We start from the raw sequence: 18975 nt of genomic DNA, 5'->3' as shown, positions 1-18975 counted from the left end.
CTCTCCTTGTTGCGGTTCCGCTTAGCGGCGCATAACTTAAAAGTTGTAGCGTGCATTAGCGGTGACATATAAGCCTTCCCCATAACCACAAGTACCAGAGCTTGAACAGTAGGCGACGTAGTTTTTATCAAATAGGTTCTTGGCGTCGGCACTCAGTTCCCATTGACCGGTTTGGTAGGCCACCATGGCATCAAATACCGTATAAGCCGGTACCGAGTATAGGTCGCTGCCATCGGTGGTATCGCCAACATAGCGGCTACCTAAGCCAATTCGCAGTCCTTCTAAGCGGTCGCTAAAGCGGTAGCTTGCCCAAGCAGATGCCAATTGGTCGGGAATATACGCCAAGCGATGGCCGTTTTGTTTATCCTCGGTCTGCTGATAGGTGTAGCTAGCCAATAGCTCAAACTGTTGCCATTGTTTATTTACTTCAAACTCGGCCCCACGAATACTGACTTCGGCTAAGCTGCGGATCCCGCCGTTGGGGTCGGCTTGCGCACGGTTGCTTTGGGCAATGTCGTATACGGCTAAGGTGGCCAGTAGATCTTGTCCTTCGGGTTGATATTTCAAACCCAGTTCATACTGTTCGCCGCGGAGCGGATCTAAGTACAGGGTTTGGCCGCTATTGGCATCGTTAACCGTGCCTTGAGGCTCGAAGGATTGTGAGTAGCTTAAATAGGGCGAAACGCCGCTATCGAAATGGTACATCGCGCCTAGGCGGCCGGAAAAGGCTTGGTCGCTAGGGCTAATAGACGAGCCATCGGTTTCAGTTTTGGTACTGTCATAACGTAGGCCGGCATTAATTGAAGCCCGCTGCAACGTGATTTGGTCACTGACATACAGGCCCAGTTGTGAGTTGGTATTCTCAGCGCCGGGGCTAATGGTGTAGCCGCTAGGCACATTGCCGTACACTGGCGCGTAAGGGTTAATCGTACCGCCGCTGCCATACCAAACATCATCGCGGGTTTTCGCTTGTTGGGCATCTATTCCCATTAATAGGGCGTGTTCTACATTGCCTGTGAGGAAGTTAGCGGTGGCACGAACATCGGCATTAAATACCTTACTTTGGCCTTGTTTGTGGTAAGCCGCACGGTTAATGCTGCCATCTGGCAGGTAGTAAATTGGCGTGCCATCGGGATTAGTCGCTCCCGTTGGCAGTGACCACATCGAGCGGTAATCTGATTCGCTATCGGTATAACGGGCGTTTGCGGCTAACGACCAAATCGCATTAAAACGGTGATCAAATAACGCACTAAATGAGGTTTGTTCGGTGTCGTAACCATCCCAGCCAGGCTCACTTAAAAAGGTGCTTCTGGCAATGTATTGGCCATTGGGACCTGCGTATAAGCTGCCTTCGGCAGGCACAAATTGCAATACTGTGCCGGTTTCATCTTTTTGGAAATTGGCCAGCAATGTCAGGTTGGTCTCAGGGCTGATCATCCAAGTTAACGAGGGGTTAATCAGGTAGCGATTATCTTCGGTATGTTCTACCTGAGTATCGGCCTTACGAGCTAAACCTACAATGCGGTAAAGCAGTTTGCTGTTAGCGATGGGGCCTGTTGAGTCAATAGCCACCTGCTTACGCTGATGAGAGCCGCCTTGCAACCATAGTTGATGAGCCGCTTGTTGCTGAGGTAGCTTGGATACCAAGTTAATCGTGCCGCCGGTAGAGCCTTGACCGTAGAGTACTGAAGAGGGGCCTTTTAATATTTCTATGCGCTCTAAGCTAAAAGGATCGGGGCGAGTATTATTGTAGTTGCCGAAGTTGGTTTTCATTCCATCCAAATACTGGGTGGGGGCCACTCCGCGAATCTTAGTCCAGTCTCCGCGCGAGTCTAAGCCAAAGGTGCCGGCATATACACCAGAGGTATATAACAAGGCATCTTGGATGTTTTTCACTCCAGTGTCTTGGATGAATTGTTGATCGACCACCGCGACAGAAAAGGGCAGCTCTTTGATCGGCACATCCATTTTACTTCCCGTGGTGGTGGAATTGGCAATGCCTTGCTGTGCCACTACGGTCATTGTTTCGCCCACTTCAAGTGATGGTTCTTGCTGTTCAGCAAGGGCGCTTTGGCTGACAAGCGCAGTAATCAATATCGCTAGTTGAGTCCGTTTCATTGTTATTAAGCGTTCCTGTTTTCTAATCATGTATGGAGTTTTTTCTTTAAATTGATGGGCGGTATGATATTATCAAATACAAATGATAACAATTCTTATTTGTATTAAATTTTAGGGTTTAATGTGAAGATTTTGTTGTTAAATATTAAGGGGATGCCCATTAAGGGCGGAATTGAATAAAACAAAGGCCCAGTTCAACACTTGGCTAGAGGGTGGTGTGAGTTTTTGCCTTGTTAGGCTTGCAGCTAAGCCCACTATGTAAATACATTTATGGTAATACAATGAAGATTTTCAAGTTTTTACAGCACCTTGCAGCAGTGAGTAGTTTGCTGTTGAGCAGTTCACTGCTGGCGAGTGGGCTGGATAACAGCCTAGCTACCACGATAAAGACCCACCAGAACAATAAACACAATCAACAGCAAATCGATAAGCTCGACGAGCAAAGCCAAGTGGCTATGCTGAGCTATCAGCAAAACCAACAACAAGCCGATTTGCTAGAAGCCTACAACAAACAGCTAGCCTTAATGGTGAACTCGCAACAGCAGGAGTTGGCTGATTTAGCGCTGCAATTAGACTCGCTAGCCGCCACCGAGCAGGCGGCCTTGCCTTTGCTGGTGGATATGTTGCAGGCCCTGAGTCAGTTTATTGAACACGACCTACCGTTTTTAGCTAAGGAACGTGCTCGGCGCATCAATCGCTTGCATGCCAATTTACAGCGCGCCGATGTGAGCTTGGCAGAAAAGTATCGCCAAGTCTTAGAGGCCTATCAAATCGAAATTGAATACGGCCGTACTATTGAAGCCTATCAGGCGCAATTGCCTGCCGCGCAACTGCCCTTTGTTGAAACTAGCAATGCGGGTGAGTCCTTACAGTTAAACTTTTTCCGTTTAGGTCGTAGTGCCCTGTATTGCCAAACCCTTGATACTAAATACAGTGCCCTGTGGGACGCTCAGGCGCAGCGTTGGCAAGCACTTGATGCTAGTTATAACCAGAGCTTACGCAGCGCTATGCAAGTGGCTTGGCAGCAAGCGATTCCTCAGTTGTTAACTCTTCCTGTTAATCCCGCCGTGGAGGCTCAGTAATGCGCGCAGCCATTATTATTCTTAGTGTCGTTTTTAGTCTTAGTAGCTATGCCCAACAGAGTGAAATCACCAGTCGTAGCTGGGATAAAGTAGCGCAGGATATCAGTGGTCATGATAGCCAAATCAACCAACAGCGCTTGAATGAGTTTAAACAAGACTTAGCCCAGCAACAGGCCCTATTAAAACAAAGCCAGCAGCGCTTAGCCGCGGCCGAGCAACGCCAACAGCAGCTAAAGGCCAGCTTCGACAATAATGAAGAGCGCTTAACAGAACAGCAGCAGCTGTTAACTCAGCGCACCGGCCAGTTAGGTGAAGTATTTGGGGTAATTAAGCAGCAGGCCAGTGAGGCCCAGGGAGCCTTGAAAGATTCTTTAGTTAGTGCGCAATTTCCACAGCGCGAGCAGCGTTTAGCCTTTGCCGATCAAGCTCGTATTCCCAGCCTAGAGGAATTTAAGGCGCTGTGGGTGACCTTGCATCATGAACTGAGCGAATCAGGTAAAACGGTGCGTTTTCAACGCGAAGTGGTGAGCCCAAGCGGGCAAAGCCAAAGCCGTTCGCTACTGCGCCTGGGTAACTTTCAACTGATTGACCAAGAGGGGCAGTTTCTGCGTTGGCAAAGCCAATTAAATCAAGTGCAAGTTCTGCCTCGCCAACCCAGCGCTAGCGCAGTGTCTCAGGCCAAGGCTTTTGTTAATAGCCAACAGCCCGCTGCTCTGCTGGTGGATGTGACCCGCGGCCAGTTATTGGCGATGTTAGAACAAACCCCCGACTTACTGGCTCGCCTCAAACAAGGTGGGGTAGTGGCTTATATTATTCTTGGTTTGGGCGCGATTGGTTTGTTAATGGCCTTATGGCGAATTGTCGCGCTGTGGCTAAACGAGCTGAAAGTTAAACGCCAGTTGGCCAACATAGGCCAATTAAATACCAATAATCCGCTGGGCCGAGTATTAACTAAAGCGCAGCACAGTGATTTAGCGGTAGATGATTTAAGTTTGCGTATTGAGGAAGCGATACTTGAAGAAATGCCCGGTTTAGAGCGTGGCCAAAGTTTAATTAAGCTGTTTGCTGCGGTAGCGCCGCTGCTGGGCTTATTGGGCACGGTAACCGGAATGATTGGCACCTTCCAAAGCATAACCCTGTTTGGCACTAGCGATCCGAAGCTGATGGCCGGGGGGATCTCGCAAGCGTTGATTACCACCGTTGTGGGTTTGATTGTGGCGATCCCCTTATTGTTTAGTCACAACCTATTAAGCACCCGTACCCGACGAATTTTGCAAATTCTGCAGCAAAAGAGCACGGCTTTATTAGCCGATCGCAGAGAGCAACGGCAGGACTTTAAAGATGCTGCTTGATTGGTCACAAGCCGGCACATTATTACGTGAGTTTTTAAACTCGGGTGGCTGGGTGCTTGGCGCTATTTTAGTGCTGAGCGCTCTGTTAATCACACTGTTGCTAGAGCGCTATTGGTTTCGCATGGTGACGTTTCCTGCTTTGCATCGGCAGTTTATACAACAGGCCGCGGCTTATGTTCAGGTCTATCGTTGGCAAAGTCATTACTGCGACATTGACTTGCAGCTAAAGCAGCACCTGTCGTTTATCAAAGTGTTGATTTCATTGTGTCCCTTAATTGGTTTATTGGGCACCGTTACCGGCATGATTGAGGTGTTTGATAGCCTCGCTATAAATGGCACCGGTAATCCACGTTTAATGGCGGCGGGCATCGCCAAGGCCACCTTACCAACCATGGCGGGTATGGCGGTGGCGGTATTTGGTTTGATTTTTCATACTCATTTGGCGCGTTGGGCGATTCGCCAGCGTGCCCATTTAGAGGCCTCTTATACTCGTATTCAAAGTGGTCGAGCCACTTTGACTAAGGCCTAAGGTTAGACATTATGCGACAAAGCAGAATATTTGCTCAGCAAGACGAGGAAGCCCAAATCGACATGACGCCGATGTTGGACATCGTATTTATCATGTTGATTTTCTTCATCGTATCCACTTCATTCGTTCGAGAAGCGGGGATAGAGGTACAGCGCCCTGAAGCGCAAACCAGTAGTGAACAAAGCCAAGGCGCGGTGATGGTGGCGCTGTCGGCCAGTGGAGACATTTGGTTAGATCGTCAGTTAACCGATATTCGTATGGTGCGGCCAAGTTTAGAGCGGCTTAAGACCGAGCAGGCCGACTTAGCCGTGGTGGTACAAGCCGACGAAGAATCCAGTACTGGTCAGTTGGTGAAGTTGTTGGATCAGTTACGCTTGGCAAATGTGCCGTATTCGGTGGCAACTCGCGCAGGAGAACAGTAGTGCTGCGTTTAATGATGTTGTCGCCCTTGGGCTTGCTAGCAGCACTGAGCTTTTTCTGGGGGCTGGCTCAGTTAGCTGGGCTGGGCCAAAGTTTGCCTAAGCCCAGTAATGAAGTGCGCTTAAATCCCTTTTTAGTGCAGTTGCAAGACAGTGATGTAGAGCTGCGTACCCGAGAGCGAGAGAAGCCGCCAGAGCCAGAAATAGCCGAGCCCTTGGCTCTGCCGCAACTGAGCAGTGAGCCCAAAACCAGTTCAAGCCTGCCCAATATTGATTTAACGCTACCGCAAATAGAAAGCTCTCCGGTGGCGATAAACATGGTGGCGGGCTTGGCCGATTTTGCCCCGCCAGGGCCGGTGGAAGTGTCCATCGAGCGTAATCCGGTGGCCTTATCTAAGTTCGCGCCTAGTTATCCGCGCGCGGCGATGCGCCGCAAGATTGAGGGCTCTGTTACCGTGAGCTTTCAAGTTGCGCCCAATGGCAGCGTGGTCGCAGGCACTATTGAGGTGTTGCAATCAAACCCTAAGGGGGTGTTTGATTTGGCGGTGAAGCGGGCGCTCTACCGTTGGACTTTTCAGCCCAAAACCGAGAACGGCCAAAACGTCGGCTTTAAGGCCTTACAAACCTTAGAATTTAAGTTGGCAGAATAGGAGGCAAGATGTTGATTAAACGAAGTTCTAAAACTTGGCTGCTGATGCTGGTTATGCTCGCTGCTGCAGGCGCTCCTAAGGTTATGGCCGCCGGGCCGCAATTAAGCCCCTATCAATATCAGCAACTTAGTCAGGCCGCCGAGCTGCGTGAACGCCAGCAATATCCGCAGGCAGAAAAGCTGCTTGTTGAGCTACTGGGCCGTTTAAACGAGCAGACTAAAGCCAGTTATGCTTTGGCCTTGACGCAACTCAAGCTCGGTCAGTTGTTGCTGGAGCAACAACGCTACCAAGAGGCGCTAAATTACTACGAGCAAGCCGTGGCATCTGGCCATGTTGAAGCACAACAGGCGCAACAGTTATTGCTGTTAAGAGCGCAGCTAAACATGAGCTTAGCCCACTGGCAACAGGGTATTAGCTTGTTGCAGCAGTGGCTAAACACCACTGATGCCAGCCAGCAGCAAGCCAGTCATTACCACCTTTTGGCACAGGCCTATTTACAATTAGAGAGCTGGCAATCGGGCGCTAAGGCGATAGAGCGAGCAATAAGCATGCAAACGGCAGCCGTTCCGCTCAACTGGTATAAAATGGCAATGGTGAGCCGTTCTCAACTAGAAGACTGGCCGCAAGCCATTGTTTGGCAAAAGCAGCTGCTGGCTGCAGAGCCACAGCAAATGCAGCATTGGTATCAGCTTAGCGCCTTAATGCTGCGCGCCAAACAACAGCGTAGCGCTTTAGCTAGCATGCGCCTTGCCTATCAACAGGGCTTATTCACCAAACCAGAACACTACACTTTGCTTAGCCAATTGTTGCTGCGCGAGGGTAATGCCTTTTTTGCCGCCAGCATCGTTGAGCAAGCGCTAGAGCAAAACCAGTTGCCGCGAAACAAGGCTAATCAACGCTTGCTAAGCCAAGCTTGGTTGTTGGCCAAGCAACAGCAGCAGGCTGGCGAAGCCTTGGCTAAATTAATCGAGATAGAACCTAGTAACAGTAACCTGCGTCAATATGCTCAGTTGTTATTGCAACAGCAGCAATGGGCCAAGGCGGCGCAGATCTTAGCTAGGCTGGTGGAGCAGCAAACCGAGGTAGAACCTAAGCTGTGGCTAATGCTAGCGGTGGCCAATGTGCATCTAAATAACTACCAACAGGCTCGCCAATTACTCACTAAAGCCCAGCAAGATAGTCGCTTACAAAACGAAACCGAAGTGTGGTTAAACTACCTAAAGCAGGTGGCATCTTAGGCCACCGGCTTTAGCCGCTGCTGTTCTTCTAGTTTTTTGGTGAGTTGTAAAGTTATCTAAAGTGTTCAATATGCGGCTTGATAGTGAAAGAAGGCTAAGTTTACTGTTTTTTGGGTGTTCTTTTAGAAATCAAAGTTAATTGCTTCTCTAGCATAACGTCCCAATCAGATATCAGTGAATTAATATTGGCTTCTTTGAAAATGAAGCCTGTTTTGCTATTTGCTGTATAACCTTTAACTTTTGCCTCTCTCATCGCTAATCTATCAAGTATATAACTGTGCTCAGACTTACCTTTTCCCCTGTTGGCTGAGTGAGCTGAGAAATCGTTCCGATAAGTTACAACCTCTATGTTTCTTATTTCTTCAATATTTTGTTCAATTCTTAGTTTTTCAGATATAACAAGTACTGCTTGTTGTTGCATGTAGCAGGAGTTTAAAACTCCATAGAACATTAAATATAATTTACCTAATGATTCTTCTAGAAAGTCAATGTTTAGAAATTCACGTTTTGCTAGCTGAGTATCTTCTAGTAAATAAAAGGAATCCATCACAGAGTGGTATGCGGCTTCGTCTTTAAGCCCCAAAAAGTTAACAAGGTCTACCGTTTCAGAATCCAAATCTTCAGCCACCGCAGATATCGCAGTTCTGATGTCCTGAATTATAGAATCAATCTTGTTCAATTCGCCTTACCTCTATAAGCACAATAGGTATAAATTGGCCTTTCATGTTAACTCTGTCACTTTAATTTAAGTAAACACTGATGATTATTTAATGATAAAAATAAGTTAGCAGTAAAAGTCGGAGCTTTATACATTTCGTGAAAAAAATGAAAGCCATAAATATTCAAGTTGTTGATAGTATTGGAAAATATTTTAAAAAGATGTTTTAAAGTATCCCCTTCGCTATTGAACTATGCTTTTGTTCCCCCCTCATCTCCGCCGAGTAACGCAAATTAACAAGGGATAACGTTGAAGCATGTTTGAGCGTAGCGAGTTTGCTTCAGCGCCCTTGTTAATGCGGAACGCAGGAAATAAGGAGATGCTGGGGCAGCCTTTCTTTTTGCTTCGTTTTTCTTTGGCTGTGCAAAGAAAAATGATGTCGCCGAAGGCGAAACCTAAAGGCGTATGGTATTATAAGACAAGGTTGATTGTGCTTAACTGATTGTTATTTATATAAATTAACTCTAACCGATAGATGCGATTAAGATTGATTTGTCAGGCTTAATGGATGCCCTTACTTAAGCCAGTATTGGCAGATAAATTTGCTACAAAATTGACTTTGCCAAGGCCGCTATTCGTACTACACTCGCCTCACTTACCTAGTGGGTCTTTAGCTGCGCTTGCTCTTCTTCCTTTCTTATTGAGCGTGGCTAAGGGCATCAGTCACCTTCGCCAAACTGCAAGGCTAGCCTTGAGAGAGCTTAGCGACCACTGATTAAGATGATGCTTTACGGTTTGCTCAATGGTTAGCGGTTAGCGAGGCATAGAGCTGGTTAATGGTGTTGATTAATAGCTGGAATTTATATTGGGCGCATTAGTAGAACTGCCTACGTCGAAAGGCGGAAATAACAACGACGAAACCCTCTTTAGCTTGATAGCCGAGGATTTATACCACCAGGGCTACAGTATTCGGGTTGCGGCTTTACCTAATGACATTAGCGATGCCTTGTTCACCGAGCAGCAAAGTTTACATAATGCACATTATGTTGAGGCGGGCATTGGCCGAGGTGATGACTTTGTAAAGACCGAGTTTGTGAGAACCGATGAAATTTGCTGGATAAGTGAGGCCTCAGAAGCGGGGCAAACTTGGCTTTCGTGGACGTCACGCTTACAGAGCTTTTTAAACCAGCGGCTGTTCTTAGGCTTGTTTTCCTTTGAAAGCCATTATGCGCATTATGCGCCCGGTGCCTATTACAAACGCCATTATGACGCCTTTCGTGGTGAGGCTAATCGGGTATTGTCGGTGGTGTGTTATTTGAATCCAAATTGGTCGGCCAGCGATGGCGGCGAGTTGGTGTTATATCGAGACGAGCAAGATAGAGAGGGGCTAAAGGTAGTGCCTTTATATGGCACAGTGGTGGTGTTTCTAAGTGAGGAATTTCCCCACGAAGTCTTACCCGCCAGTCGCGATCGTTATTCAGTGGCTGGCTGGTTTAGAGTCAATTGTTCCATCGACAATAAGATTGACCCACCTCGTTAGTGGCTGCGCCAAATTATCGGTGTTTAGTTTGCTTTGCTAGGGCAAAACTGTAAAGGTTTAGCCAGTAGCGAATAAAGCTTATATAGGGAGGGCTGAATGCAGCAATTAGCCGCCGATATTTGGATAGAAGAAGGGCCGAGCGTACCTTTTCTTGGGTTGCCATTTTCCACGCGCATGACGGTAGTGCGCCTAGCTAATGGCAAGCTGTGGGTGCATAGCCCGATTGAATTAAACGATTCGATTCGCGCAGAACTCGCCAATTTAGGCGAGCTTAGCTACCTAATCGCACCCAATCACTTACATCATCTATTTATAGGCGATTGGCTGAAGACCTACCCTAAGGCGCAAGCCTATGGTACGGATGAGCTGATTAAAAAACGCAGCGACATTCGTTTTACTGCTTCATTAAATGCAGCGCAAGATTGGCCATGGGCCGAGCAGATAGACCAGCTGTTATTCTCAGGCTCTGCCTTGATGCAGGAGTGTGTATTTTTCCATCGACCTTCGGCGACCTTAGTACTTACCGACCTAGTGGAAAATTTTGCTCCTAGTCATTTTAATTTTTGGCAGCGCAGTGTGGCTAAGCTGGTGGGAATTGTGGCGCCCAATGGTAAAACCCCCTTGGATTGGCGCTTAAGTTTTTTCTTTCATAAGGCCGAAGCGGCTCAGCATTTTAAACAAATGTTGGCGTGGCAGCCGCAAAAAGTAGTGATGGCACATGGTTTAGTCATTGAGCAAGATGCGCAGGCCTTTTTAAGCCGCTCTTTTAGCTGGCTTAACAAACACGCTTGAAGCAACCCTGACTTGGCCCCATATTGGCTGTATTAGATGATACAAGGATGGTGATATGGATTACTTATATGCAGTGATGTTGTTTGCGGTATCGTCGTCGGTGACGCCGGGGCCAAATAACATCATGCTGATGAGCTCGGGGCTTAATTTTGGGGTAAAACGTAGTTTACCGCTGTTGACTGGGATTTGTGTTGGTTTTGCCGTAATGCTGTTGTTGGTGGGTTTTGGTTTTTCCCAGTTATTTGAGCTATTTCCGCAATTGCACCTGATCATCAAGTGTACAGGGGTGTTGTACCTGTTGTATTTAGCCTATTTGATTGCGAAATCGGCGGGTGAGCTTAGCGCCAACCAACAAGCCGCTCCTTTTTCGTTTATGAAGGGGGCTTTATTTCAGTGGGTGAATGGTAAGGCTTGGGTTGTGGCCACCGGTGCGATCGCAGCGTTCACAACGGTTGATAGTCATTTCCTTAGTCAAAATCTGTTAATTGCCAGCACTTTCTTGTTGGTGTCTTTCCCTTGTGTGGGTTTGTGGTTGGCTTTTGGCTCGGTGTTGCAGACGGTATTAAACAGCCCAACACGACGTAAGTATTTCAACTTCAGCATGGCCGGGCTATTGGTGGTGTCGGTGTTACCGGTGATGGCTGAGTTACTTCAGTTGTAGTTTAATTGAACCGCTCCACCTGAAAGTGCTCACTCGTTTTTTGCCCCATTGTGTGTTCAGTGTATTGACTTTTTGAGGCTGTTAATCTGGTTTTTATCATTTACTTTTGTATTGAGCTGTGAGTAATGATTTCGCCTACGGCGACGTCGTTTTTCTTTGACGAGCAAAGAATAACGAAGCAAAAAGAAAGCTCGCCCTGCATCTTCTTAGATCCTGTGTTCAAGCTTACAAAGCGATGCTTTGTTTAAAGCCAAGCTTTCACCGCACTCACAAGGGCGTTGAAGTAAACACTACGCTCAAACAGACTTCAACTTCTCCCCTTGCTCATTTGCGCTACTCGGCGAAGATGATGGGGATTGAAAAGCGCAATCTTGACTATTGAGGGCGTGAAATACAGTTAATTTGCATTTCCTACTTTCCACAAAGGCTTGCATACTTTTATGCTGACGTTTTTGTTATTTTTCGAGCTAGGTGGCTGATATAGCATAGGAATAGTGATAAGGTGGTTTTTATCAAATGCATGAAAAGAGGAAAGGTTCCTTGTTTAAACAAGGAAATTTTCCTCTGAATATGCTGTTATACCCAAAGGATAGGTTATGCAAACGTTTGACGAAGCAATGGAGTCGGTAAATCAAGAAACAGTATCTATTCTTCTTGCAAATGGATTTTCTCAAGCCTGGGATGCTGATATTTTTAATTATGCCAATTTGTTTGAACAAGCTGACTTTGGTGCCAGAAACAATGTGATTAGAAATATTTTTGAACAGTTAGAGACGTTTGATTTTGAAAAGGTTATGAACAGTTTAGTATCTGCTGGGGTTATAGGGGAAGCATATGGCCTAGATGAGCAGTACCTTTCCAATATTGAAGAAGATAAAGACATACTAAAAGAAGCCTTAATTAGAGCCATTTCAAATACTCACCCAGATCGACCATATGACGTTACTGATGACCAGTATGTCGCTGTTCGAAACTTCATGTTTCAATTTAACGCAATTTATACAGTAAATTATGATTTATTAATGTATTGGGCTAGAAATAAAAATGACTTAGCTCCAGTTAATCATCAAACTGATGATGGCTTTAGGGCAAATCAAACATGGCAATCAGTAGGGACAGCGCAAGAAGTTTTCTTTTTACATGGCGGGCTACATCTTTACGATACAGGCCTAAGTATAAAAAAACATGTTTGCGATGACAGGGGAGACACAATCGTTGATAAAGTCCGTAACAATCTTGAAAACGGTCGTTTTCCTCTTTTTGTATCAGAGCCGACTCATGAGAAAAAGCTGAGCAAGATTGAGCATAATCCTTATTTAAATAAGTGCTATGAATCTCTAAAAAGACTTGATGGCAATTTATTTATTTTTGGCCATTCTATGGATGAAAATGATAAACATATTTTTGATCAGATCAAAGCCAGTAATTTATCAAGAGTCTTTGTTAGCCTCTATGGTGATGAAAATAGTGAAGAGAACTTAAGAACAAAAGCAAATGCTAGAGCTTACATTGAGTCACCTGGTTTAGTTGTCGAATTTTATGACGCAGCGACGGTGCCAGTTTGGGTATAACAAGTTACTGCAAGCGACACATTTTGCTACGCCGTTTTTGTGCAGATGTCGCAAGCTCCAATTATTGCACAAAAACGGCGTTGTTTCCTAAATCAGATTGAACTAACTCAGCAGTCGCGGATCTGATCAGTATCTATATCTGTCGGGTCACCAAACATGGGTAAAGCGAAAGGCAACATCACCAACTGGAAGCTGTACAACAGTGCACTGAAGCAACGCGGCTCATTGACCTTCTGGATGGATGAGAAAGCCATAGAACTATGGAATAACACTGAGCGCAGTGGTCGTCGAGGGCGCAGCCATACTTACAGTGACGCCGCTATCGCAACTGCGCTGATGATTAAAGGCGTATTCAAGTTACCACTGCGTGCTCTTGAAGGCTTCATCAACTCATTGTTTCGCCTGCTCAAGGTCGACTTAAAATCTCCCGATTACAGTTGTATAAGCAAGCGAGCAAAGACTGTTGAAGTCAACTATCGCCTACCTAGCCAAGGTCAAGCGGCTCACCTCGTTATCGATGCTACAGGTCTTAAGGTGTTTGGCGAAGGAGAGTGGAAGGTGCGTAAACACGGCGCTGAAAAGCGTCGAGTCTGGCGAAAACTGCATATGGCAGTAGATGCCCAGAGCCATCAGATAGTGAGTGCTGAGGTCTCGATGGACTGGGTTCACGATAGTGAAGTGTTACCCACCTTGTTGAGACCGCTGCGGCGCAAAGTGAAAGCAGTAAGCGCTGATGGTGCCTATGACACACGGCAGAGCTATCAAGAAGTACAACGTAAGAAGGCTGTTGCACTAATCCCTCCACGCAAGAATGCAGGTATGTGGGAAGCGGGTCACCCACGGAACGTTGCAGTAAAAGCCTTGAAGCAAGGTGAGTTGGAAAACTGGAAACGGGACAATGCTTACCATCTTCGTTCACTATAGGAGACGGCGATGTATCGTTTCAAACAACTGCTTAGCGACAAGTTGAGTCTACGTTGTTACAACGCCCAAGTCGGCGAAATCATGGCCGGAGTGTGCGCGTTGAACAAAATGAGCAGGCTAGGTATGCCTGCTCGTCAGCTAGCTGAATAAAGAGGAAAACGCCTTGGGGTTACTGCATTCTTGGATCTGAATTGATCAACAAGGCCGAGGTTAAGTCAACATTAACTAGTTCGCAACGAAATTGCTTACACCTGATAGCTGATCTGATCTCAAAATCAGATAAGAAAAACAAAGAGTTTCTTTTTTACGTCATGTCAATGGGCGAGCATGAGAAGCATAAGCAGTTCATGTTCGGAGAATATAACAAGTCAAATCACGCGGATGCAGCATAGCTGCACCGGTGTTTGAAGCGTTAAATTTTTTAAACAAGTAGGTGTATCATGATTAAATTTGAAGAACTTTGGGAAAACTACCCTACAATACAAGGAGAAAAGGCGCCATGTCGTACCAATGGAGAAAAGAATTTTTCTGATCAATGTGCTATTCGAATGGGCTCATGCCTCGCGGCGAACGGTGTGGATACGACAAAACTCGTTTCAAGAAAGCGGCATTGTTGGCATCATGAATTAAGTCATGGGCATGTCCTAGCAGCGGAGGAGTTAGCCAATGGGCTTTCTCGGAACAGGATTTCTGGCATTGACAAAAAAGTGCTTGTAGATCCGCTGAGCTTTCAAAAAACCATTTCAGGAAAAAGCGGTATTATCTTTTTTAAGGATTTCTGGAATAGGTCAGGTGAAACTTTTAGAAATAGAACTGGCGACCACATTGATTTATGGAATGGCTCTCGTTTGACTGATTGGCGAACTTGGTTTTTTATATCGTCAACCTTTAACACGGGTGGTGATTATTCTAAGTCAAAAGAAATCTGGTTCTGGAGGGTAAAATGAAAGCCATCCCCCTTCTTTTCTCAATGTTGCTCTGCATGCTTTTAGCATGGTTTTTATCTGCAAAATATTTGGGTGAGGTAGTCCATTACCTTAATCCAGAGTTATCTCATGAGGATTTTTCGAGCGTTTGGTTTAACTATTTTGTCGGTATTGAGTCTATTGTCGTAGTTACATTTGGTTTGGCTGTTTATTTACATAGGCGCAGCAAAAAAAAATTTAACAATGCCAGTAACTAACTCGTCACTACGCTCCTCGGGGACAAAGGCCACAGCGCGGCAAGCCGCTGGCCCTTGCCCGTTCTGGCGGCGTTGGTATGACTCCCCCTGTCAAGTTGGCCGCCTAAATCCCTAGCTCGTGTTGAACCATTGCTCTTTGCCTAAAGGGCGAGTTAATGCATAAGGTTGAAGCAAGTAAGTTCGTCGGTTCTCATGCTGATATCCGTAGATTACCCAAATTACGGGCAGTGCTAACCTTACTTATTCCGTCGTGACACCTGTCTTCAGTCTATGCTCGTGGGTCAAGGCTAAATCATTAACCTTGCCATCCTAACGCCGTCGGTGGTTGTGCCACAGCCGATGCTTAATCTCATGCACTAACTCTATTCTTGTCATTATGCGGGTACTCTGGCTAAACGCAGTTTGGGGTTAACATCAACTAAAACCACTTGTTTAGCTATCGCCCAAATATAGGCAATCATCTCTCGGGCAATGGCGGTTACCACCACGTTATAGTGTTTACCTTTGTGCATCAGGCGTTGATAACGGCGGCACAATCGCAATTGAGCTTGCCAAGCCTTATCTACAATCGCTTTGGGTAAACCTTCTTGCCTGAGCTGTAAGTCACTAGAGATGTTTGCGGGATAACGGTAGCTGTGAGCTCCTTCAATAAGTAAACGTCTAGCTCGGCCATTACCACATTTGGTGATTGCGCCTATATGTCGTTTTCCCCCACTTGAATGTTCACTAGGCACTAAACCTAAATAACTCATCAATTTTCGCGGGTGGTCAAAGCGGCGTATATCACCCAGCTCTGCAATTAGGCCAGTGGCCACCAGTAGCCGAATCCCACGCATGGCTTGTACGGCTTTCACTACGGGGTAATAACGCCATGCTTGTACCTGATGGGTTAATTCATTATCAAGACGCTTTAAGCGAGCAATACGTTCATTAATGGTGTGTAAATACTCTTGTAGCGCAATTTGTTGTGCTGGGTGGGGCAGTACTAACTCGGTGAGCCAACGCAGGTGTTTAGCCGACCAATTGGCAGTGCCCGCATAGTTAATGTTGTTACGTAGTAGCAGGGCTTTTAACTGATACTTGGCATCTTTTAGGTCTTTCATGGCGGTTTCACGCGCACGGGATAAATCCCTTACTGCTTCATCTTCAGGCTCTGGGACGTAAATTGGTGTAAGGTCTTCAGTTTTTAGCAGCTTGGCAAGTTTGAGTGCATCACGCTTATCGGTTTTAATCTTATCGCCTGGCTTTTTAGGGATAAGCGAAGGTGCCACTACATAACAACAATGGCCAAGGCTGGTGAGCAGGCGATATATCCAGTAACCGCAAGGCCCCGCTTCATAGACAAAGTGTAGGGTGGCTTGTGAGTATTTAGATTGCAATTGCTTGGCCAGTTTAACAATAGCGGTTTTAGCGCTAGATATTCTACCGAAGTGAACAGCTTGTGTGCCTCGTTGGCCTTCAATACAGGCGACTTCAACAAACTCTTTGTGAGTATCTAGGCCAATAAAAAGTATGTTATGTTTGTTCATGCTGATCTCCAATCTAGTTTATTGTTATTAACTATTATGGCTCTGGCTTTCAGCTAACCCACGAAGTTGGAGATCAGCACCTTCTTGGGGAGTCATTATGTCTAGGCAACATCAATCGAACTTAAGGAGCAAGAAATGATCACATTTAGGAAGCTTTGGGACAACCATCCAACCAATACGGATCAGAAAGACCCATGTGTGACTGACGGAAAAAAGAATTTCGCAAACCAATGCGCTATTCGTGTGGGTGTATCTCTAACAAAATGCGGTATTAAAACGACATCTATACCTGGAGCAGTTCATTGTTGGCATGGACATGATAAATCTGAAGGGCATGTAATTCGCGCTGAAGAACTCGCTATTGGATTAACTAAAGTTAGTTTTCCCGGGCTCAAGCCCGTCATCAAAGTAAGTCCAAAAGAATTTTCAAAAAAGCTGTCGGGCAAGAAAGGTATTTTTTTTTTTAAAGACTATTGGCAAAGAACAATATCGGGAAAGAAAGAGTCTTTTAGAAATAGATCTGGTGATCATATCGATATTTGGAATGGGAGTCGCATTACAGACCTTTCCTCCTGGGCAAGGATTAACCTACGAATAGGATCATTTGGAATCCACTCAATAACCGACAGGTTTTCAGATTTTGAGGATTCGAAAGAAATCTGGTTTTGGGAGACGCATCAATGAAGTATTTAACCGCGTTCCTGTCAGGGGTTGTTTCTGTTGTCCTCTTAAGTTTTTTTGCTACGCCACTTTTAAGCGAAATATATGCCGATTATTTTAATGTTCAACCCGGGCCTGACGGAGAGTCTGAGCTAGCTGATTTCCTTATATTTTGGCAGTGGCCAGCGTTTTTTGCGCTAGGTTTTTTCTTGGGTTACATAATACACACTAAATGCCTAACACATATGAGCCTTCCTCCCGTCAATAGGTAATACGAACTTATTGGCTGCGTCAGCAGCCAATCGTATCGAACAGCGAAGCTGGCTACTTCGCTCTGTCATTTCCGCCATTAAGCGTGCTTACGGCAAACACATATAGAGGGTCTCTTATTGCGGTCTCTCCGCTGCCTGTAGGCGAGCTACAGGGCCACTAGACATTCATCGGTTAACCTTCACCAGCTCTATTCAAACCCAGGAGCTTCAGTGCTCAGTTAGTTTCAGGCTTGGTTCAGGTGTAAGCAACTTTGCTGTTCGTCACTATGGCGCACCAATAGCGTGGCTAATCAAAGCAATCGGGCTTGTACTTCGTTGGTATAAAAGGCCTATGCGTCGGCTTTATGCCATTAGGGGCGGCCATTTAATATACTCATTCACAGCACCAGTTAGATCTTCAGCTCACGCTACTGAGCGACTTAACTCGACAAGAAGCGTTCTGGGTCAAACACTGTTTTGTTCCTTAGCATGAAGTAAACACAGCGACCAAGCTTATGCGCCAATGCCGATAACGCCTTGGCCTTGCTCATGCGTTTTAGTAAACGTTGCAGATATCGCTTCGCTTCCTCATTTCCCCTTAGATAAAGCACTGCCGCTTCTGAAAATGCCCACTTCAAATGCGCATTACCGATTTTGTTTCCACTCGTACCATATATCTTGCCTGCTGATTCAGCTTTGCATTTTACTAACCGGCTATATGAGGCAAACTTCTGAACGCTGGAAAATCGTTTGATGTCTCCAATTTCGTAGATAATGGTGAGGGCTACGATGCCGGCCAATACTGGGGATGGTACGGAGCAAACTGTAATCTTGAGCGCTATGGTATTTGGCATGCTTCTCGATAAACCATTCTACTTTAGAAAGTTCTCGGGTATAGAAGTCAACGATGTTCAAATCAATATCGACGTTTCGCTGCACCGACGGATCAGCAAAGCAATTCCGCAGCTCTTCTCTAGCAAATGGGTAGCGCAGATTAAGGTTATGGGCAGGAAGGTTATATTGACTGAAGGTATTGGTGACATGAGCTTTCAAATCAGCCCCATGTCTGACAATACGAGTTCGGCGGCGCAGCAAATCGCGCGTTGATCTCATTTGCCTAGGATAAACATAAGCAATAGGGAAGTTCCCGCCTTTAAGAAGCATGGCTATCTTATAAGAGTCGATGCGGTCATTCTTTGTTTTACCACCGTGGATAGCCTTCATGTAGAGCGCATGGCCGAGTACAAATTCAAATGCATAGTCGAGACATAAATCGCTGACCCAGTACCAACAGTGCATGCATTCGGCCCCAATAACGACTTGGTCTTGGTAAGGAGTGATGAGTTCTAAAAGAGCGTCCTTCTCAGCGGGGATCTTTTGATGTAGGACTTTCTCGCCTTTATCATTAATGATGCAAACATAAAGAACGCGAGCGTGCAGATCGATGCCACAGTAATAAGGGTGCTGTTGGGTGTAAAATCTCATTGAGTCTTCTCCTATTTGGTTTCGTCGCCTTCAGCTTAGTTCGAACTAGGTTGAGGGAGAAGGCTCAATGAGTATCAAGCTAATTAACAAGAACAAAAAGCAGTTGGCTGTTTTCGTTCATCAATATTTAGCCAAAAATTTTTTTGTCCATGATTAGGGAGTTGAAATGCTCCCCTCTGGCAACGCGCACAAGTCTATTCCTACCGATTAACACCAGCATAGAAACTGTAGTGGTCAAGTAAAACTGGCCGCCGTTTGGGGTTAAGCAATAAACGTTAAGCTTTAACTGACCCAAAGCATTTGGGCTTAAGTTTTCAACCCAAATTGGCAAAT

Annotated in this window: 16 protein-coding genes and 2 pseudogenes; 14 read left to right on the top strand and 4 right to left on the bottom strand. The window is 45.9% G+C overall.

All coding sequences use genetic code 11. The annotated features are described in order from the left end of the window. Nucleotides 1-36 precede the first annotated feature (36 nt). Complete coding sequence (locus AR383_RS07010; protein ID WP_055732491.1) at nt 37-2118, bottom strand: TonB-dependent siderophore receptor; 2082 nt, start codon at nt 2116-2118, stop codon at nt 37-39. A 281-nt stretch (nt 2119-2399) separates the two neighbouring features. Here AR383_RS07010 and AR383_RS07005 point away from each other — a divergent pair, with 281 nt between their 5' ends. Genes AR383_RS07005 through AR383_RS06980 form a run of 6 tightly spaced genes read left to right on the top strand, consistent with a single transcriptional unit; the run spans nt 2400 to nt 7388 of the window. After that, entirely contained in the window at nt 2400-3200 is an 801-nt protein-coding gene (locus tag AR383_RS07005) for a DUF3450 domain-containing protein (RefSeq protein ID WP_055732490.1), read from the top strand. Further along, nucleotides 3200-4552, top strand: coding sequence for a MotA/TolQ/ExbB proton channel family protein (locus AR383_RS07000; protein WP_055732489.1), 1353 nt, complete (start codon nt 3200-3202; stop codon nt 4550-4552). The genes AR383_RS07005 and AR383_RS07000 overlap by 1 nt, the downstream gene beginning before the upstream one ends. Continuing rightward, nucleotides 4542-5081 carry a MotA/TolQ/ExbB proton channel family protein gene (locus AR383_RS06995; RefSeq protein WP_055732488.1) on the top strand — a complete coding sequence of 180 codons (540 nt, stop codon included), beginning with the start codon at nt 4542-4544 and terminating at the stop codon, nt 5079-5081. Before AR383_RS07000 ends, AR383_RS06995 begins: the two co-directional genes overlap by 11 nt. An 11-nt stretch (nt 5082-5092) precedes the next feature. Next, nucleotides 5093-5503 carry an ExbD/TolR family protein gene (locus AR383_RS06990; RefSeq protein ID WP_055732487.1) on the top strand — a complete coding sequence of 137 codons (411 nt, stop codon included), beginning with the start codon at nt 5093-5095 and terminating at the stop codon, nt 5501-5503. Next, nucleotides 5503-6150, top strand: a complete 648-nt coding sequence (locus tag AR383_RS06985; RefSeq protein WP_055732486.1) for an energy transducer TonB — start codon at nt 5503-5505, stop codon at nt 6148-6150. Before AR383_RS06990 ends, AR383_RS06985 begins: the two co-directional genes overlap by 1 nt. A gap of 8 nt (nt 6151-6158) precedes the next feature. Beyond that, nucleotides 6159-7388, top strand: coding sequence for a tetratricopeptide repeat protein (locus AR383_RS06980; protein ID WP_055732485.1), 1230 nt, complete (start codon nt 6159-6161; stop codon nt 7386-7388). A gap of 100 nt (nt 7389-7488) precedes the next feature. Here the strand turns inward: AR383_RS06980 and AR383_RS06975 are convergent, their stop codons facing one another. Continuing rightward, nucleotides 7489-8067, bottom strand: a complete 579-nt coding sequence (locus AR383_RS06975) for a hypothetical protein (protein ID WP_055732484.1) — start codon at nt 8065-8067, stop codon at nt 7489-7491. A gap of 844 nt (nt 8068-8911) precedes the next feature. Here AR383_RS06975 and AR383_RS06965 point away from each other — a divergent pair. The 7 genes and pseudogenes from AR383_RS06965 (at nt 8912) to AR383_RS06930 (ending at nt 14717) form a co-directional block, all read left to right on the top strand. Further along, the gene (locus tag AR383_RS06965) at nt 8912-9586 is read left to right on the top strand and encodes a 2OG-Fe(II) oxygenase (protein ID WP_055732482.1); all 675 of its coding nucleotides are present in this window, start codon (nt 8912-8914) and stop codon (nt 9584-9586) included. A 96-nt stretch (nt 9587-9682) separates the two neighbouring features. Further along, nucleotides 9683-10378 (top strand): DUF4336 domain-containing protein, encoded by a 696-nt coding sequence (locus AR383_RS06960; protein WP_055732481.1) that lies wholly within the window; start codon nt 9683-9685, stop codon nt 10376-10378. 55 nt (nt 10379-10433) lie between these two features. Continuing rightward, nucleotides 10434-11039 carry a LysE family translocator gene (locus AR383_RS06955; RefSeq protein ID WP_055732480.1) on the top strand — a complete coding sequence of 202 codons (606 nt, stop codon included), beginning with the start codon at nt 10434-10436 and terminating at the stop codon, nt 11037-11039. Between the two features lie 596 nt (nt 11040-11635). Next, nucleotides 11636-12610: a DUF4917 family protein gene (locus AR383_RS06950; RefSeq protein ID WP_055732479.1), complete on the top strand. Its 975-nt coding sequence runs from the start codon at nt 11636-11638 to the stop codon at nt 12608-12610. Between the two features lie 156 nt (nt 12611-12766). Next, a pseudogene (locus AR383_RS21230) lies at nt 12767-13684 on the top strand (IS5 family transposase). A gap of 290 nt (nt 13685-13974) precedes the next feature. Then, on the top strand, nt 13975-14481 hold the full coding sequence (locus tag AR383_RS06935) for a T6SS effector amidase Tae4 family protein (RefSeq protein WP_055732477.1): 507 nt from the start codon (nt 13975-13977) through the stop codon (nt 14479-14481). After that, entirely contained in the window at nt 14478-14717 is a 240-nt protein-coding gene (locus AR383_RS06930) for a hypothetical protein (RefSeq protein ID WP_055732476.1), read from the top strand. The genes AR383_RS06935 and AR383_RS06930 overlap by 4 nt, the downstream gene beginning before the upstream one ends. A 374-nt stretch (nt 14718-15091) precedes the next feature. Here the strand turns inward: AR383_RS06930 and AR383_RS06925 are convergent, their stop codons facing one another. Beyond that, nucleotides 15092-16246 (bottom strand): IS110 family RNA-guided transposase, encoded by a 1155-nt coding sequence (locus tag AR383_RS06925; protein ID WP_055732475.1) that lies wholly within the window; start codon nt 16244-16246, stop codon nt 15092-15094. A 135-nt stretch (nt 16247-16381) separates the two neighbouring features. Between AR383_RS06925 and AR383_RS06920 the strand changes: the two genes are divergently transcribed. Continuing rightward, nucleotides 16382-16930 carry a T6SS effector amidase Tae4 family protein gene (locus AR383_RS06920; RefSeq protein WP_055732474.1) on the top strand — a complete coding sequence of 183 codons (549 nt, stop codon included), beginning with the start codon at nt 16382-16384 and terminating at the stop codon, nt 16928-16930. 667 nt (nt 16931-17597) lie between these two features. Here the strand turns inward: AR383_RS06920 and AR383_RS06910 are convergent. Continuing rightward, nucleotides 17598-18642, bottom strand: a pseudogene (locus AR383_RS06910) (IS110 family RNA-guided transposase). Nucleotides 18643-18975: the final 333 nt, after the last annotated feature.

Source organism: Agarivorans gilvus (genome assembly GCF_001420915.1).
In the GTDB taxonomy this organism is placed as follows: domain Bacteria; phylum Pseudomonadota; class Gammaproteobacteria; order Enterobacterales; family Celerinatantimonadaceae; genus Agarivorans; species Agarivorans gilvus.
This window is presented reverse-complemented; position numbering and strand designations above follow the sequence as displayed.